Origin of the sequence: Rhodococcus sp. IEGM 1381, assembly GCF_030056795.1 — a bacterium.
In the GTDB taxonomy this organism is placed as follows: domain Bacteria; phylum Actinomycetota; class Actinomycetes; order Mycobacteriales; family Mycobacteriaceae; genus Rhodococcoides.
In genome coordinates, this window is record NZ_JASHKQ010000026.1 from 17,033 (window position 1) to 32,532 (window position 15,500).

Consider the following 15,500-nt stretch of genomic DNA (forward strand, 5'->3'; position numbering starts at 1 on the left):
TTCCGCGCCGCTACAGGCTCTGGTTCACACCTCGGGCGGAACGTGCGGGTTCTTCACCGTCGGAGGAAGGGTCGCCAGCGCCGAAATGCGCTTGAGGCCCGCGACCTGCAACAAGTCGACGATGATCGACCGCAGTTGAGCCAGCACCACGGTCGCCGACAGGCCGGCATTCGAGATCAACTCCGGCTTGGCACCGGCGGCAACCGAACGCAACACCCGCGCAGCCTCCGCCGCATCCGGCTTCTGTCCCGGATCGGCGAGAATCATCTGGCGTAGGACTTCCACCGCATGCGCCAGCTTCTCCACCTCGTCGACGACCCGTGGATCGAGAATCTCGTCGTCTCGCACCAGCGTCAGCGACCGCCGAGCGAGCACCCGAATGTTGCGGACGGCATTGTCGATGGGATCGGCCGTCGCCGCGAGCGCGGCCAAACGATTGCGGTGATTCCAGTACATCGGCGAGATCCGGGCAATTTCCCGGCCGCCCTTGAGGTCGGTTCGGAGCGCATCGATACCCGACTGTGTTGCACGCGCCTTACGCAACGCATCCTCGATCGGTTTGGGATCGTTCGCCACCAAACCGTCGGCCACCTTTTGCAACACACTGGAAGCCGTAGCCAGAACGTTCGCCGCATCCTTGCGCGCACGCCACACCGGATGCGTCGGAATCAACGCCACGATCGCAATGCCCACCAGACCACCGACCAACGCGTCGACCATACGGTTGGGGCCACCCATGTTGCCCGGCGGGATAAGGGTCGCCACCAGCACCGCGGATGATCCGGCCTGCATCGCGATGATCGGACCACCGTCGAGGAACACCGCGGCCGACATCGCCAACACGACCACCAACGCGATCTGCCACGGCCCGCTACCGATCAACGAGATGAGCAGATCTCCGATGCCGATGCCCACCGTCACTCCGACGACGAGCTCCGCCGATCGGCGCAGGCGAGCACCGAGCGAGACGCCCAGCGAGACGACAGCGGCGATCGGAGCGAAGAACGGGCTCTGGTGACCGACGATGTCCGTCGCGACGAACCACGCCACACCTGCCGCCAACGCACACTGAATGATGGGCAGCAGCGACAACTTCAGCCGAGCACTGCCCGACTTCAGCCGGGTCCGGCCTCGCGCCCGGCTGGCGCGGGCCCGATCAGCCCAGGCCGAGCGCTTCTGCTGCCTTGGGGTCACAGTCTTCGAGGAGGTCGAGGCAGCGGGCGTACTCGTCGCTCTCGTTGATGTCGCGGGCGGCTTTGGCGAGGACTGCGACGCATCGGAGGAATCCGCGGTTGGGCTCATGGCTGTACGGGACCGGCCCGAATCCCTTCCATCCATTACGACGCAACTGGTCCAGACCTCGGTGATATCCGGTACGCGCATAGGCGTACGCGGTGATGGTGGCACCCGATTCGAGCGCGCCCTCGGCGAGATATGCCCACGCGATGGACGCCGTCGGATGCGCAGCTGCGACCGTCTCGGGGGCCTCGTGATTGAGCAGTGCGGATTCGGCCTCGTCGTCGCCGGGCAACAGTGTGGGTTGGGGTCCGAGCAGATCACCGAAAGAAGTCATGGCGCTCATTGTGCCCCTACGTCACCGAATCGTGTCCGAACACCCCCGCATCGCTCGCGTCGAGCTGCGGAGACGGTCGATAGGCTGCCAGCTGACGAAATTTCAGACATACCGCTCTTGCGAGAATTCGGTGAACGAGGGAGAACGCATGCCGGACGAAAAGAAGAATGCGCCCTCCGAGGCCGACGCCGCCACCGAGAAAATCGAGCTGACGAAGAAACTGGCAGCACCGACAGAGAATTCCAGCACCGAGAAGGTTGTCACGCCGCCCGCGGACGAACGGGCGGCACCGGTCGCGAAACCGATCGCGGCACCGCGTCGTATTCCGCCGCGAAACACCGGAGCTGGTTCCTCGAAAGCTGTTGCGGCAGAGGAGAAAGCTGTTGCGGCAGAACGGAAAGCGCCGGCAGTGGCGCCGCCACCGGTCGGGCCCCGCAAGATCGAGCCACAGCAGGTCGGTGTGAAGCAGGTCGGTGCCAAGCAGGCAGTTCCCCAGCGCGTCGGACCGCCGCCCGCGGAGCCACGGAAGCCGAGCCACAAGAATTGGTGGGCGGCACTGGTGGCCGCGGTGGTCGTAATCGCAGCGGTTGCCGCTGGGGCATACCTGCTGATCGACCGCACGAGCGAGGACAACTCACCGGAAGCGCAGATCCGGTCGACCGTCGAATCGTTCACCAGAGCGCTGGCCACCGGTGACCTGGCCACGCTCCGCAGCACTTCGTGCGGCGACCTGGCGACCTTTTACCGCGACATCCCAGACGCCGAGTTCGCCGACGTCCACCGCGTCTCCGTCGAACAGGGCAGTATCCCGACGGTCGACAGCATCGACGCCATTCAGGTCACCGACGCCACCACCGCGATCGCGCAGGTGATCGCGCACACCGACGCCAATCCCAACGATCGGTCGCCGCGCACCTTCGACCTACGCCTGGAAGGCGATCAGTGGAAGGTGTGCAGCTGACGCTGCAGTGGCGCGGGCAAGTGCCACAAGGGGCACTTATCCACACCACTGCCGGCTAGCCGGCACTCACGCTGCGGCCGGCGGACTTGAGGTCGTTGCACGCCTCGACGACACGGGCCGTCATGCCGGCCTCGGCCTTCTTGAGGTAGCTGCGCGGGTCGTATGCCTTCTTGTTGCCGACCTCGCCGTCCACCTTCAGCACACCGTCGTAGTTGGAGAAGAAGTGCCCGGCGATGGGACGGCTGAACGCGTACTGGGTGTCGGTGTCGACGTTCATCTTCACGACGCCGTATTCGAGGGCCTCGTCGATCTCGCTCTTCGCCGAGCCCGATCCGCCGTGGAAGACGAAATCGAACGGCTTGGAACCCGATGCCAGACCGAGCTTCTCCGTCGCCACCTTCTGGCCGTCGGCGAGCACGGAAGGCTTGAGCTTGACGTTGCCCGGCTTGTACACGCCGTGCACGTTGCCGAAGGTGGCCGCCAGCAGGTACCGCGAGCCCGCGTCCCCTGCACCGAGCGCCTCGACGGTCTTGAGGAAGTCTTCGTTCGAGGTGTAGAGCTTGTCGTTGATCTCGGCCTCGACACCGTCTTCCTCGCCGCCGACGACACCGATCTCCACCTCGAGAATGATGTTCGCAGCCGCAGCGCGGGCGAGCAGATCCTTGGCGATCTCGAGGTTCTCGTCGATCGGGATGGCCGAGCCGTCCCACATGTGCGACTGGAACAGCGGGTTCTTGCCTGCGTCGACGCGTTCCTGCGAGATCGCGATCAGCGGACGCACGTACGTGTCCAGCTTGTCCTTGGGGCAGTGGTCGGTGTGCAGAGCGATGGTGACGTCGTACTTGGCGGCGATCACATGTGCGAACTCGGCGAGCGCCACGGCACCGACGACCATGTCCTTGATACCGAGCCCGGAGCCGAACTCGGCACCACCGGTCGAGAACTGGATGATGCCGTCGCTACCCGCGTCGGCGAATCCCTTGATGGCGGCGTTGATGGACTCGGAACCCACACAGTTGATTGCCGGAAAAGCGAACTTGTGTTCCTTCGCCCGGCCCAGCATCTCGGCGTAGACCTCGGGAGTTGCGATAGGCACGGCGTCATTCCTCCATTGAAAGTTCGATTGTGTCCCGTGCAGTATGGCAACTACCGGGCCCGGGTGTCGTGCATACCCGCTCTTGCAGGGGCCGCGAAGCGTCGTCCTATTCATGGTCGCGCGTCACCAACTGTTCAGGAGTTGCCAGTTTCGGCCGGTAGTGTGGGCGCGGTGAGTCTTCTAGCTGCCTCGGAATCGGTGACGACCAATCTGGCCCTGTTACCTGGATTCCTCGACCCGGTGAACCTGCTCAACTCTTTCGGGCACTGGGTGCTCATCGGGCTCCTGCTGGTGGTGTTCATCGAGTCGGGCCTACTGTTCCCGCTGCTACCAGGCGATTCCTTGCTCTTCACGGCCGGGTTGATCGCAGCGTCGAAGTCCACCGAGATCGAGCCGTTCGCATCGATCTGGACGCTCGTCATCCTCATTCCGATCGCGGCGATTCTCGGCGATCAGGTCGGCTTCCTCATCGGAACCAAGGGCGGTGCCGCTCTCTTCAAGAGCAACGACGCGCGATTCTTCAAGAAGAAATACATCGACGAGTCGCACCTGTTCTTCGAGAAGCACGGTCCGATCACCATCATCCTTGCGCGCTTCGTTCCGATCGTGCGGACATTTGCTCCGGTCGTCGCCGGTGCGTCGCACATGAAGTACTCGCTGTTCCTCACCTACAACGTCGTCGGCGGCATCCTCTGGGGCGCGGGCGTGACGGTGTTGGGGTACCTGCTCGGGCAGATCGCGTTCATCCGCGAGCACGTCGACATCATCTTCCTGATCATCGTGGCCGTCTCCGTACTGCCCATCGTCATCGAGGTCGGCAAGCGAATGATCAGGGCCCGTAAGACTCCGCTCGGCGAGGCAGCCGACGCGATCGAGGCCGACGCCCCGGACACCAAGTCCTGATAGAGATCTTCCGAAAGTGATCGAGCCTGTGCATTCGATTACCACCACTCTGAGCGCATCGGCGCTGCAGGACGTGTCCACGCAAGCAGCCGGTAGCTTCGGTCCACTCCAGACGGCGGGCCCCCTCGTCGTGTGGGTCGTCGTGATGGCTTTCGTGTTCATCGAATGCGCAGTGATCATCGGCCTGTTCCTACCCGGGGATTCGATGCTGATCACAGCGGGCATCGTCATGGCGACGCACGCGTCGGGCACCGGGCACATCTGGGCACTCTCGGTCGGTGCGATGGTGGCCGCAATCGCGGGCAACCAGGTGGGGTACATGATCGGCCACCGAACCGGCTCGACGCTGGTGGCCCGAAAAAATGGCAAGTACCTCAACACCAAGAACCTGCACAAGGTGAATCTGCTGCTCGAGAAGCACGGATTCTGGGCGGTGCTCGTTGCGCGCTGGATTCCCTGGGTGCGCACACTGTGCCCACTGGTTGCCGGTGCCGCGAAGATGGATCACCGCAAGTACACGATCGCCAGCACCCTCGGCGCAATCATCTGGGCTCCGGTGTTGCTGCTGATCGGGTTCTACTTCGGCTCGTTCATCGAAGGCATCCCGTGGCTGATGCCTTTCGTCCTGATCAGCATGATCGTGCTGCTCGTCGTCGGAACCGGGCTCGGTATCTGGCAGTACCGCAAAGAAATGGCTCGGCCCGAAGAGGCCATCGAGGTCGAAGAGGTCGTCGAGTAGGGAACGACCTAGAACCCGGCGGGAGTGGAGCCTGCGGAACGACCTAGAACCCTGCAGCCGAGACGCGGTAGGCGGCTTCCATCAGCATCCAGCCGCCGAGTTGGACCGACAGATCTCGCTCGGGTACGTCGGACGGTCGGACCGTGCCCTCGGCGAAGGTGGCGATGTGCAGTCCCTGGCCCGGGAATCGCGCTTCGCGGGTCCAGTCGGCTCCGAACAGCGGGTTGTCTTCCACCTCGAGTCGGTTTTCCCACGCGGCCTCGGCCGAGTTCAGCACGATCGCCGCGGCGAGTTCGCGAGCATCATTGTCGGCGTCGGAGTCTCCGGGCAGCTCCACCGCAACCACGGCCAGGTAGCGCGCCAGGATGGAGTTGAACAGGCCACCGTCTCCCCCGCCGCCGCCGGTGATGACGAGGTTGCGGGTCAGATGGTTCTCCACGGCGTCGACCAGAGCGTGGACTCGCTTTGCATGTCTGCGTTCGCCGAGTCGAACCGCGAGTTCGGTCTCGAGGCCGAGCGTGACCCCCTGGCAGTAGCTGTAGATCGCACGTTCCACCTCGCCCTGTTCGCCCGCGTCGACGATCGCGCGAGTTGAGTGCACTCCGTCGACGATCAAACCCGTTCGCGGGTCCCGCAGAGTCCGATTCATCCAGTCCGACATCTCCTGGGCCCGCCACAGTCGACCGGTACGCGCGAGCATGATCGCGGCCGGACCGTTGGCCGGGGCGTTGTGGAAGTCGTCCTTCTTGCGCCACGGGATGCCGCCGCCCTCGGCCGGAGCCCAGGCGTCGAACAATTCCATCTCGATCTGCTGGATCCCACCGCGATTGCCGACGAAGTGCTGCCGCTGTGCGCGTTCGAGTGCCAGCCCGAGCCAGGCCATGTCGTCGTAGTAATTGTTGGTCCATCCGCTGATGTTGCGGGTGCGATGCGCTCGGGTGATCTTGTTCAGTCTGCGACGGCGCTTGGGAGTGAGTTCGCGATCGGCGGCATCGATCGCACAGTCGAGCAGATGGGCCTGCCACCAGTAGTGCCAACGCAGGAACAACCGTTCACGGCTGACCGGAGGCCAGGCCACGACTCCGAGCGTCGTACCGGGCAGCCCCCACAGCCGACGCATGTGCCGCGCGACGACGGCCCCCTCCGCAGCGTCCGCACGCTGCGACCACAACTCCTGCATACCGAAGATCCTGCCACTACCGTTGCTGATTCGTTACATCCCGCCCCGGATCAGCGCGCTGTCACCAGGCAGTGTCGAGGTCGGCATGCTGCCGAATCCATGCATGCATGGCAATACCAGCGGCGACACCTGCATTGATGCTGCGTGTGGAACCGAACTGGGCGATCGATACCGTCATCGACGACGATTCGCGGGCACCGTCGGTGACGCCCGGCCCCTCTTGGCCGAACAGAAGCAGGCACTCTCGCGGCAGCTCGGCAGTCTCGATCGGTACCGATCCTGGGGTGTTGTCGACGGCGACGACCACGAGGCCCTGCTCGGCGGCGTACGCCATCAAAGCCTCCACCGAATCGTGGTGATGCAGATGCTGGTAGCGGTCGGTGACCATGGCACCGCGGCGGTTCCATCGACGTCGCCCGACGATGTGCACAGCCTGGGCGGCGAATGCATTCGCCGTGCGCACGACCGTGCCGATGTTCGCGTCGTTGGTGAAGTTCTCGATAGCGACGTGCAGCGAGTGGCGTCGAGTGTCGATGTCTTCGACGATGGCCTCGCGCCGCCAGTAACGGTAGGCGTCGACGACGTTGCGGCGGTCGCCACCGGCGAGAAGCTCGGGATCCAACCGTGGATCGTCGGGCGGTGGTTCGGAGTGGGAATCGGCCCAGGGCCCGACGCCGTTCGGGTTCTCACCCCATTCGGTGGGACCGAGGTCTTCCGGCGGAGAACTACTGTCGTCGCTCAATAGACTTCGTTGCTGTCCGGTGCGATGCGGAATCCGTGGCCGGTTGCATCGTCGACGCACGAGATGCCGTTCTCTGCGGATGTGCAGGTGAAGCCGGCCTCGGCGATGGTAGCGCCCACAGCCAACGGTGGATCGATCGTTTCGCCGCCCGAGGTGTACACCACTCCGCCCGAACACATGAATGCCGCGGGCCCATCGTTGGTGACTCGAATTCCGTTGCCCCAGTTGATCATACAATCGTCCGGCCGTGGCGGAACCGGGTTGGTGGTGCCCTGACATCCGGCCTCGGTACGGCTCGACAACGGCACGATGCCGCACTGGAACAGACCGTCCGGAGAACTGAAGTAGTACGCACCCCCGATGGCCGCATACGTCGTCTGCGGTTCGGCGGTGGGCGGTGGTTCGGCCGGCGGCGGAGGCGGAGGGAGCGGAAGCTCGGTTGTCGTCGCCGGGGCGACGGTAGTGGTGGGCGCAGTTGTCGTCGTCGGCGCAGGCGTCGTGGTCGACGTCGGCGGTGGGGGCGCAGCCGCGGACTCACCGCTACAACCGGAGAGAACGAGAGCCGTGGCCGCCCCGATCCCGACCAGCCAACCTCGCACCGAACGAATTCTTCTGGACCTGCCCGAACCCAACCTGCCCGAACCACACGTGCTCAGCATGAAGAAACCCCGACCCACCTTTCGACACCGATTGCTCGAAAGACCGACGATACCGGCGTGCCGCCCGCATCGTTCGACGAAAAGTCCTAGGTGTGGCTCAGGCGCCGGTTGACCTCACGAGTGAGCCACGCGGGCGAGAAGCGTGAGCCGAGCGAGAGCGCCTTGGAAGGCAAGCCGACCGGGAAATGCACCTTGTGCAACCGACGCTTCACCGGACGCGTCGCGTCGAAGATCGCGTCGGACACATCTTTCACGGTGAGCTTGATACCCAACGAGCTCGTGGTGCCCGTCGAGACGCCCTGGGTCATCGCTGTCTGGACGAACAACGGCCACATGGCCTTGACCGAGATGTCGTACTTGCTCCACTCGAGATCCAACGCCTCGGTGACGCCGCGCACCGCGAACTTGGACGCGCCGTAGGTCACCAACTCGGGCTGACCGTAGATGGCCGAGGCGGAGCACATGTTGACGACCTGCGCGCCCGCGGTGTCCTTCAGGTAGGGAAAGGCTGCGAGGGTGCCGTAGATGACCCCGTTGAAGTTGATGTCGATCTGACGACGGTGCACCGACAGCGGCATGTCCTCGAAGGCACCCGCGGCCAGAATTCCGGCGTTGTTGATCAGAATGTCGAGTCGACCATCGCCCTCCCCGACGAACTCCTTCAACCGGGTTTCCCACTGGTCGGAGTTGGTTACATCCAAGATGCCGGTAACTACACGGCCGCTGAGCGAGGCAGCTTCCTTGCCGAGTGATGCCAAGCCCGTCTCGTCGATGTCGTACGCACCGACGAGGTAGCCACTGGCTGCGAACTTGAGAGCAGTTGCGCGGCCGATACCTGCTGCTGCGCCTGAGATGAAGACAGTTGGTCGAGTCACATCGAACACCGTACATGTAACCCTACTTACCGGTAACCCCCTATCGTCGAATATCGAACCACCGCTGTGGGCGGCCCAGGAGTGTCGAAGTGAGCAACGCGAGAATCGTGCGTGCCGTCGTCATCGTGACGATCGTGTATGCGGTCGTGCTGGCGGTATGGATCGGCTGGCTCAACCCTCGAACGCCGCCCGGAACGCTTCCGTACCAGCTCGCCGCCCTGGTTGCCGGATTCGGCGCGGCACTCGGCCTGGCGATGATGATCGCCGGACGCCCGACGCGTGAGCAGAAGCAACTGATCGAGCACGGCGTCGAAGGGTGGGCGACGGTGGATGCCATCCGCCGGATCGATGACGACACTGCCGAGCTGGACCTGGAATTCACCGTGCCGGGCTCGAGCAGCTACTTCGGCAAGATCGTCTACGACATCCCTGATTCCGACACCGCCCGGTTCGAGCCGGGGACGGTGATCGCGGTCCGCGTCGACCCGGCCCATCGTGAACGGGTGCTGCTACTGCCCCGACCGCAAAGCCTCGACGAGTAGGACCTGCGCCGCTACGTACGTCGCCAGGATGATCGCCTCGGCGGTCCGCCGCTGACGGTCACCGGTCAGGAACAGTCGACGGAACACGATCAGCGCATCGGATGCAGTGAACAACGTGCCGCCGATCATCAGCCGTCGATCGCCGCCGCGTGCCAGGGAAACGGCAGAAAGCGTCGACGTGGTTGCCAGCACCGCTCCGTACGCCGACAGGGTCGATGCCACCGCCGGCTGCCGTCGGGCGAGGAGCACCGCCGCGGCCGCCCATCCGGCGTACCTCGGAATCGCGTCGATCAATGTCGGTCGCGCACCCCGGCGAAGAAGCAGACAGGTATAACTTCCCTGCATCACCGCGAACGCACGCGCGCCCCATTCCAGAGCGGAATCGTCGTCGGGATCGATCAACAGAACATCACCGGCGGTCGCCGCGACGAGACCGGCCAACAGCACTCGGTCGCGGGCCGGATCGAGCCCGGTCGCCAACGCCGGAACGATCAGCGGCTTGGCGATGCGTTGCAGCTGCGTCGAGCCGGCCCAGGCTCCGACCGCCGTCACGGCCCCGGCGACAAGAGCAGCAGCGCGGGCACGCCGCACCCGGTCGACTGTCATCCCACTCCTTCCACCGAACCCATCACAACCGACATCACATGTGACGCTGACCCCTAGTGCTTGATACTCGCAGGTCGCGTCGTCATCGTGGAAAGGTCGGTCGGAATCATTTCGAGGTAGTGGGGACCATCATGCGCCGCAAACTCACCGGGCAGGCCCGCTCGGCACACACTGACCTCTCGGGCTACCCCAACCCGTTGCTCCGCGACTGCGACGTCCGTCAGGCCCGCATCAAGCACTGGGTCACCGCGCTGCTGATCGTCATGATTCCGGTGTCGCTGTGGATCGGGCTGAGCGCCCATGCCGATCAGCAACAGCGCCTGGAAAATCAGAGCAGCTCGATCCACCAGGTCACCGCAACCACGACGGCCACTGCCGAGACGACGTCCGTTGCATCGACCGAGTTCGGCTCGTCCGGGGCCGCAGCTGCCACCGCCGTCGACTCGCGCTGGGTCTACCGGGGCGTCGAGCACACCGGGCGCGTCAGCGTCGACACCGGTTCTCCGGCCGGCACCACCACCCCGATCTGGGTCGACAACAGCGGCAACCTGAGCTTGCGACCACTGACGTCGTCGGACGTCGTCGCCGCGTCCATCTTCAATGCACTAGGTAGCTGGGTGCTGGCCGCGGTAGGTCTCATCGGCTTCTACCACCTGATGTGCTTCCGGTACGACGGTCGACGTAACGCGGAGTGGGATCGCGACATCGCCGATCTCCTGAGCCGACACTGACTCGCCCCCTATGTGCATCGGGCGTAAGGCCCGCGTTGCGATAGATAGTTAGTGTATGTAACAATAAATCCGTGAGCCACTCCGACGAAGACATCCGGGACCTCCTCTCGCAGCTGGTCACCAGCTCGTCGCGCTTCGTCCGATTGGCCGCCCGGTTCGGCAGCGACGAATGGCCGCGAGCGTGGATGCGAGCCCTGTCGTTGCTCGAGGAGTATCAGCCACTGCGCATCAGCACCTTCGCCGAGCTGGATCGATGCTCCCAACCGTCGGCGACGGCGTTGCTCGCCAAGCTGAGCAACGCCGACCTCGTCACCAGACGATCCGACCCCGACGACTCGCGCGCAGTGCTCGTCGAGATGACCGAGGCCGGCCATCGTTGGCTCGCCGACGGTCGACGCCACCTCGTCGACGGACTGGTCCCGTACCTGTCCGACCGCGACCCAGAACAGATCCAGAAACTGACCGACGGCTTGAGCGAGCTTCGCAGCATTCTCGAGCCCGTCGATCACGGATTGAGAGGAACTCTTTCGTGACCGCCAGCACCTCCTCCGACAGCCTCATGAAGCAACCGCGCGCGGTATGGGCTGTCGCCTTCGCCAGCGTAATCGCCTTCATGGGCATCGGCCTCGTGGACCCCATCCTCAAGCCGATCGGTGAGCAACTCGATGCCTCGCCGTCCCAGGTGTCGCTGCTGTTCACCAGCTACATGCTCGTCACCGGCGTCGCGATGCTGATCACCGGAGTGGTGTCCAGCCGCTTCGGCCCGAAGCGCACCCTGCTGGTCGGCCTGGCAATAATCGTCGTCTTCGCCGCTCTGGCCGGCACGTCCGGATCGGTCGGCGAGATCATCGGCTTCCGCGCAGGCTGGGGACTGGGCAACGCGCTGTTCATCGCCACGGCGTTGTCGACCATCGTCGGCGCGGCGTCGGGCGGAGTCGCTCGCGCGATCATCCTCTACGAGGCCGCGCTGGGTATCGGCATCGCGACCGGTCCCCTCGTCGGCGGTGTCCTGGGCGGGTTCAGCTGGCGTGGACCGTTCTTCGGTGTCGCCGTCCTCATGGCCGTCGCGTTCATTCTGCTCATCGTCATGCTCCCGGACACCCCGAAGCCGGCGCACACCACGTCGATTCTCGACCCGTTTCGCGCGCTCCGGCACCGCGGATTGCTGACCGTCGGCATCACCGCGCTGCTCTACAACTACGGCTTCTTCACCCTGCTCGCCTACACACCGTTTCCGCTGGACATGGGCACCTACTCGATCGGTTTCATCTTCTTCGGCTGGGGCCTGTGCCTGGCCGTGGCGTCGGTGTTCGTCGCGCCGAAACTGCAGCGGGCCTTCGGAACGCTGAACATGATGATGCTCGCGCTACTGCTGTTCGCCGTCGACCTGGGCGTCATGGCGATGTTCACCGAGAACAAAACCGTGCTGATCGTGGGAACCGTCGTGGCCGGGTTGTTCCTCGGCGTCAACAACACCCTGATCACGGAGACCGTCATGATCTCGGCACCGGTCGAGCGGTCGACGGCATCAGCGGCGTACAGCTTCGTTCGCTTCACCGGTGGCGCAGCGGCGCCGTACCTGGCAGGCAAGCTGGGCGAATCGAACATGCACGTTCCGTTCTGGGTGGGTGCCGCGTGCACTGCGCTGGCGATCGTCGTCCTTGCCACCGGACGGAAGGTGCTCGCCCACGTCGACGACCACGAACCTGCACCGCACAGCATCGACGAGGCCCGTGCCGTGACGGTCGGCGACTGAAATACGTTCATCCGAAAGCCTTTTCGCGACGGTCGAGATCATGCATCTCGGCCGTCGAGCCCTATTCGGGATCCCACTGGTCACATCAGTCTCATGAGTAACACTTTCATAACCAATTCTCAGGTAAAGCCTATTTCGGTTTGATGGACCGGCCGGTTGGTTTACGGTCCAGTCATCACGGTTGTTCGTGTGACTCACCAACAACACTCGTTCCGCGTGGGAGAACGAGTGTGCGCAGCACGATGCTGCCACTGACCGAAAGGCCACAATCTTCATGTCGCAGAAGTCGATCGCCAGGTCCAAGAAGGCGCGCCTCGCCGCTGCCGGGGCCGCCATGGCACTGTCCCTCTCCATCGTCGCACCGGGAATCGCCAGTGCTCAGGAGCAGACCCCGGGTAGCTCGGATAGCTCTGAAGTCGAGCAGGAGCCTTCTGATCAGGGAACCGAAAACACCGAGGGATCCGAGTCCCAGACTCCTGCCGGTGAAGCTGGTACCTCCGTCGACGGATCCGCAGAGGCCGGCCTCGACGCGCAACTCAAGGTCGAAAACCAAGCGGTAACTCCTGAAGATGCCGCTGCCGCTGCTGCAGCCGTCGCAGCTGTCCCGCCCCCCGCGGCCCCCTCCGACATCCGTCCGCTCCCACAGATCGTGCCCGGCATCGTCATGAACGACGACGGCACCGCGACAGTCAGTCTCGATATCATCCCGCAGCTCTCGGACGCCGAGAAGCAGGCGATCACCGACGCCGAAGCAGCCAGCAAGCTCGCCGCCCAAGCATCGGCCGCAGCCCAGGTACGACTCGACAAAGCAAATGCCGACAACACCGCAGCGAGCACCGATGCCACCAAGGCTGAAGTTGCTGCAGCCGAGGCAGATGCCAAGGCGAAGGCCGCCGTACTGGCTTCCACCAACGCAAAAACCCAAAGCGCTGCTGCAAGTGCGGCTGTGACCGCAGCCAAGAACACTGCTGCCGAACTGCAGACCAAGGCAAACGAGACCAAAGCGGCCGCGGACAGCGCAGCCACCGCGGCAGCGACCGCCGAAGCAACGGCCAAAGATTTGGAAGCCAAGGCCGCAGCGGGCGACCCCGAAGCTGCGGCGGCAGCGGCGCAGGCCCGCATCGATGCCGATGCAAAGGCCGAACTTGCCGCCGAAGCCAAGGTCGAAGCCGATGCGTCGACCAAGGCGCTCCAAGACTCGGTGAAAGCCGTTCAGGATTCGTTCAAGAACTTCAACCTCGCCAAGGTAACGGCAGCAGTTCAAGCCGCGGCAGCCACCGCGGCAAAGTCACTGGCTCTGCACATCGAGGCCCAGAGCGCCGCTGCAGTAGCAGCAATGGCCGAGCAGAACGCGGTGAACCTGAAGGCTGTGGCCGACGCGGCTGCGGGTGAAGACACCGAGGCAGGCAAGGCAGCGGCAGATGCTCGCGACAAGGCCGATGCGGCGAAGGTCGATTCGGACGCGAAGGCCGCGGCGGCAGCAGCTGCTCAGACAGCACTCGACGAAGCGCCGTCCGGTGCCGACATCGCAGCGTTGCAGGCCGAGGCAGACAAGGCCGCGCAGGCAGTGCTGGACGCTGAGGCCGCCGTGACAACTACGGCGGCCGAGGCACAGCTCAAGGCCGACGCGGCAGCCAGTGCGAAGGTCAAGGCCACCGATGCCGCGGCACAGCTGAAGCTCGCTCAGGACGCAGCAGCAACGGCAAAGGCCAACTCCGACGCCAAGGCCAAGGTCGAAGCCGACCTCAAGGCCGAGGCAGCCGAATTGGCCGCCAGTGGACCGAAGTTCAGCTTGACCATCAATCTCGGCAATACCGTCAAGGAAGACGTTCCGGTCACCGAGGTCGACGACACCACCGTCGTCGTCGACAAGACCGGTGTCTCGTTGGTCGGCGTCAAGAACGAGGACGGATCGTTCACCGTCGCGGACTACTTCACCACCGACGCGAACGGTGTCGTCACCGTTGCCGGCGATCTGCCGCCGGTCGATCTTGCACTCGGCGACTCCTCGAACGAGGCGTCGGGCGGATCGGACAGCTCGTCCAACACCCCGGTGATCCTGGCCGGAGTGGGCGTGGTCGTAGTAGCGGCAGCGGGTGGAGCGTTCTACCTGCGTCGCCGTAACTCTTCCGATGCCACCTCGTAGTACCCGCTGGCTGTGGACGGCGATCCTGACCTTCGTCCTACTCGTATCAGGTTGTGCGAGTGACGAAGTCGGGATCGCCGCACCAGATCGCTCGCCGGTGCAGTCGCAGCTTTCTGCGGCGGCACCGGCGAGCGACGTTGCGCCCGCCCAGCCGGAATACATCGAACTCCGGTCTTCTGACGGCTCGACCTATCTGAGCAGCCCCATCTATCCCGATCCGCTCTACCGCGGCGGCGAGAGCGGCCAGGTGCTGAACCCGGTGGACGAACTACCCGCCTGGTGGGCCGAGAGCGGTATGCCGGGAACCTCGACCGAACAAACGGTAGTTGTTGCCGGACACAATTATTCGAAGCGGGACGCCCCGTTCAAGGCGCTGCGGGTGGTAGCTCCGGGCGACACCGTCGTATTGCGCACTGCCACTGGAACACTGGAGTACGCGGTCCAAACGGTCGGCCCACTACCGAAGGGATCGCTGCTCGCCGATAACGAACTTCGCAAGTCGGTGCCAGGTCGACTGATCCTGGCCAACTGCGACGTCCAGGGCGGCGAGCCCACCGACGACAACTTCGTCGTCGTCGCGCAATTGGTTCGCTAGCAAGCGATCTTGCGACCGGGGCTACAGACCGAGGTATGCCAAGCCGAGCAGGGATCGATATTCGAGCCCCTCGGAGGCAATGACCTCGTCCGCCCCGGTCGTCCGGTCGATCACGGCGAGCGGAGCGATCCGCCGGCCCGCCCCCAGGGGTTGGCAGCTGAGCGATAACGAGTTACGTCGGCAGATAGAGGAAAGCCGATCTCACGAACTGCGAGCGACGAACCGAAGATTTCATCGTGGTTGCGCAGCCGTACCAGTCGTTCCATACAGGTGAAGATGCTCAAACCCCTTGTATTCATGCGCATGATACGTACGATTAAATCATGAATACTTCGAGACCACTCCGCGTCGCCATCGTCGGTGCCGGACCGGCAGGCATCTACGCCGCCGACGCGC

General features: G+C 64.3%; 18 protein-coding genes and 1 pseudogene. 9 read left to right on the top strand and 10 right to left on the bottom strand.

Annotated features, from left to right (window positions below; translation table 11 throughout):
* Positions 1-24: 24 nt before the first annotated feature.
* Together QM797_RS25710 and QM797_RS25715 are read right to left on the bottom strand one after the other, a co-directional pair.
* Positions 25-1,092, bottom strand: coding sequence for an FUSC family protein (locus QM797_RS25710; protein ID WP_502942399.1), 1,068 nt, complete (start codon positions 1,090-1,092; stop codon positions 25-27).
* A gap of 64 nt (positions 1,093-1,156) precedes the next feature.
* Positions 1,157-1,573 carry a DUF3151 domain-containing protein gene (locus QM797_RS25715; protein WP_283278559.1) on the bottom strand — a complete coding sequence of 139 codons (417 nt, stop codon included), beginning with the start codon at positions 1,571-1,573 and terminating at the stop codon, positions 1,157-1,159.
* A 148-nt stretch (positions 1,574-1,721) separates the two neighbouring features.
* Between QM797_RS25715 and QM797_RS25720 the strand changes: the two genes are divergently transcribed.
* Positions 1,722-2,534, top strand: coding sequence for an Rv0361 family membrane protein (locus tag QM797_RS25720; protein WP_283278561.1), 813 nt, complete (start codon positions 1,722-1,724; stop codon positions 2,532-2,534).
* A gap of 55 nt (positions 2,535-2,589) precedes the next feature.
* On the opposite strand, the gene fbaA is transcribed toward QM797_RS25720, so the two are convergent.
* Positions 2,590-3,630, bottom strand: coding sequence for a class II fructose-bisphosphate aldolase (gene fbaA / locus QM797_RS25725; RefSeq protein ID WP_283278563.1), 1,041 nt, complete (start codon positions 3,628-3,630; stop codon positions 2,590-2,592).
* 162 nt (positions 3,631-3,792) lie between these two features.
* Between fbaA and QM797_RS25730 the strand changes: the two genes are divergently transcribed.
* Both QM797_RS25730 and QM797_RS25735 read left to right on the top strand, forming a co-directional pair.
* Positions 3,793-4,533: a VTT domain-containing protein gene (locus tag QM797_RS25730; RefSeq protein WP_371833900.1), complete on the top strand. Its 741-nt coding sequence runs from the start codon at positions 3,793-3,795 to the stop codon at positions 4,531-4,533.
* A gap of 73 nt (positions 4,534-4,606) precedes the next feature.
* The gene (locus QM797_RS25735; protein ID WP_283278583.1) at positions 4,607-5,272 is read left to right on the top strand and encodes a DedA family protein; all 666 of its coding nucleotides are present in this window, start codon (positions 4,607-4,609) and stop codon (positions 5,270-5,272) included.
* Positions 5,273-5,315: 43 nt separating this feature from the next.
* Here the strand turns inward: QM797_RS25735 and QM797_RS25740 are convergent, their stop codons facing one another.
* The 4 genes from QM797_RS25740 to QM797_RS25755 form a co-directional block, all read right to left on the bottom strand.
* Positions 5,316-6,452, bottom strand: coding sequence for a glycoside hydrolase family 76 protein (locus QM797_RS25740; RefSeq protein WP_283278566.1), 1,137 nt, complete (start codon positions 6,450-6,452; stop codon positions 5,316-5,318).
* Between the two features lie 61 nt (positions 6,453-6,513).
* The gene (locus tag QM797_RS25745; RefSeq protein WP_283278567.1) at positions 6,514-7,194 is read right to left on the bottom strand and encodes a TrmH family RNA methyltransferase; all 681 of its coding nucleotides are present in this window, start codon (positions 7,192-7,194) and stop codon (positions 6,514-6,516) included.
* Entirely contained in the window at positions 7,191-7,802 is a 612-nt protein-coding gene (locus QM797_RS25750; RefSeq protein ID WP_283278585.1) for a DUF6636 domain-containing protein, read from the bottom strand. Before QM797_RS25750 ends, QM797_RS25745 begins: the two co-directional genes overlap by 4 nt.
* 137 nt (positions 7,803-7,939) lie before the next feature.
* Positions 7,940-8,728 (bottom strand): SDR family oxidoreductase, encoded by a 789-nt coding sequence (locus QM797_RS25755; RefSeq protein ID WP_283278568.1) that lies wholly within the window; start codon positions 8,726-8,728, stop codon positions 7,940-7,942.
* Between the two features lie 89 nt (positions 8,729-8,817).
* Here QM797_RS25755 and QM797_RS25760 point away from each other — a divergent pair, with 89 nt between their 5' ends.
* A complete protein-coding gene (locus QM797_RS25760; RefSeq protein WP_283278569.1) occupies positions 8,818-9,270 on the top strand; it encodes a hypothetical protein in 453 nt (150 codons plus the stop codon).
* On the opposite strand, the gene QM797_RS25765 is transcribed toward QM797_RS25760, so the two are convergent.
* A complete protein-coding gene (locus QM797_RS25765) occupies positions 9,238-9,876 on the bottom strand; it encodes a lysoplasmalogenase family protein (protein ID WP_283278571.1) in 639 nt (212 codons plus the stop codon). The two genes, QM797_RS25760 and QM797_RS25765, sit on opposite strands and share 33 nt — an antisense overlap.
* A gap of 131 nt (positions 9,877-10,007) precedes the next feature.
* Between QM797_RS25765 and QM797_RS25770 the strand changes: the two genes are divergently transcribed.
* The 5 genes from QM797_RS25770 (at position 10,008) to QM797_RS25790 (ending at position 15,104) form a co-directional block, all read left to right on the top strand.
* Positions 10,008-10,607 carry an Rv1733c family protein gene (locus QM797_RS25770; protein ID WP_283278573.1) on the top strand — a complete coding sequence of 200 codons (600 nt, stop codon included), beginning with the start codon at positions 10,008-10,010 and terminating at the stop codon, positions 10,605-10,607.
* A gap of 71 nt (positions 10,608-10,678) precedes the next feature.
* Entirely contained in the window at positions 10,679-11,140 is a 462-nt protein-coding gene (locus QM797_RS25775) for a MarR family winged helix-turn-helix transcriptional regulator (protein WP_283278574.1), read from the top strand.
* 26 nt (positions 11,141-11,166) lie between these two features.
* Positions 11,167-12,363 (top strand): MFS transporter, encoded by a 1,197-nt coding sequence (locus QM797_RS25780; RefSeq protein ID WP_283278586.1) that lies wholly within the window; start codon positions 11,167-11,169, stop codon positions 12,361-12,363.
* A 274-nt stretch (positions 12,364-12,637) separates the two neighbouring features.
* Complete coding sequence (locus tag QM797_RS25785; RefSeq protein ID WP_283278575.1) at positions 12,638-14,509, top strand: hypothetical protein; 1,872 nt, start codon at positions 12,638-12,640, stop codon at positions 14,507-14,509.
* Positions 14,496-15,104: a class F sortase gene (locus tag QM797_RS25790; protein WP_283278577.1), complete on the top strand. Its 609-nt coding sequence runs from the start codon at positions 14,496-14,498 to the stop codon at positions 15,102-15,104. The genes QM797_RS25785 and QM797_RS25790 overlap by 14 nt, the downstream gene beginning before the upstream one ends.
* Positions 15,105-15,125: 21 nt before the next feature.
* On the opposite strand, the pseudogene QM797_RS25795 reads toward QM797_RS25790, so the two are convergent.
* Together QM797_RS25795 and QM797_RS25800 are read right to left on the bottom strand one after the other, a co-directional pair.
* Positions 15,126-15,221, bottom strand: a pseudogene (locus QM797_RS25795) (orotate phosphoribosyltransferase); the annotation flags it as partial.
* A partial coding sequence (locus tag QM797_RS25800; RefSeq protein WP_283278579.1) for a hypothetical protein occupies positions 15,215-15,500 on the bottom strand: 286 nt, incomplete at its 5' end. The gene QM797_RS25800 and the pseudogene QM797_RS25795, both read right to left, overlap by 7 nt.